Below are 626 nucleotides of genomic sequence, written 5' to 3'. Positions count from 1 at the left end.
CGAATCCAGCTAGCCCAGCCATTTACGAGCCATTAGCTCAGTTGGTAGAGCATCTGACTTTTAATCAGAGGGTCGAAGGTTCGAATCCTTCATGGCTCACTTTTTGTTTTTTCCGCGCGGTCGTGGCGGAACGGCAGACGCGCTAGGTTGAGGGCCTAGTGGGGGAAACCCCGTGGAGGTTCAAGTCCTCTCGGCCGCATCAAAAAAATCTTAAAAAAGTACTTGCATTTGAAAATATAGTATGATAAGATAATTGAGTCGCCAAAATACAACGACGAAAAAACATCATGAATAAGCGCCCGTAGCTCAATTGGATAGAGCGTTTGACTACGGATCAAGAGGTTAGGGGTTCGACTCCTCTCGGGCGCGCCAATTACGGGAAGTGGCTCAGCTTGGTAGAGCACCTGGTTTGGGACCAGGGGGTCGCAGGTTCAAATCCTGTCTTCCCGACCACGCGGGTGTAGTTTAGTGGTAAAACAAGAGCCTTCCAAGCTCTGGTCGAGAGTTCGATTCTCTTCACCCGCTTTTAGTTCTTTGAAAACTGAACGAAACAAACAACGTGAAACGTCAATTTTTATTTTTAGATGCTAGACAAACTAACTTTATTGGAGAGTTTGATCCTGGCT

At 47.0% G+C, this 626-nt stretch carries 5 tRNA genes; all 5 read left to right on the top strand.

The annotated features are described in order from the left end of the window. The first annotated feature begins 26 nt into the window (after positions 1–26). The 5 genes from ACTJJY_RS31995 to ACTJJY_RS31975 all read left to right on the top strand — a co-directional run bounded on the left by ACTJJY_RS31995 (position 27) and on the right by ACTJJY_RS31975 (position 525). Positions 27–99 (top strand) — tRNA-Lys (locus ACTJJY_RS31995). A gap of 17 nt (positions 100–116) precedes the next feature. Next, positions 117–199: transfer RNA gene (locus ACTJJY_RS31990), tRNA-Leu, on the top strand. A 96-nt stretch (positions 200–295) separates the two neighbouring features. Then, positions 296–372, top strand: a tRNA-Arg gene (locus ACTJJY_RS31985). Between the two features lie 4 nt (positions 373–376). After that, positions 377–453: transfer RNA gene (locus ACTJJY_RS31980), tRNA-Pro, on the top strand. Position 454: 1 nt separating this feature from the next. Further along, positions 455–525 (top strand) — tRNA-Gly (locus tag ACTJJY_RS31975). Positions 526–626 lie beyond the last annotated feature (101 nt).

The sequence above is a fragment of the Bacillus sp. 22475 genome (genome assembly GCF_052044835.1).
GTDB lineage: Bacteria > Bacillota > Bacilli > Bacillales > Bacillaceae_G > Bacillus_A > Bacillus_A cereus.
This window is presented reverse-complemented; position numbering and strand designations above follow the sequence as displayed.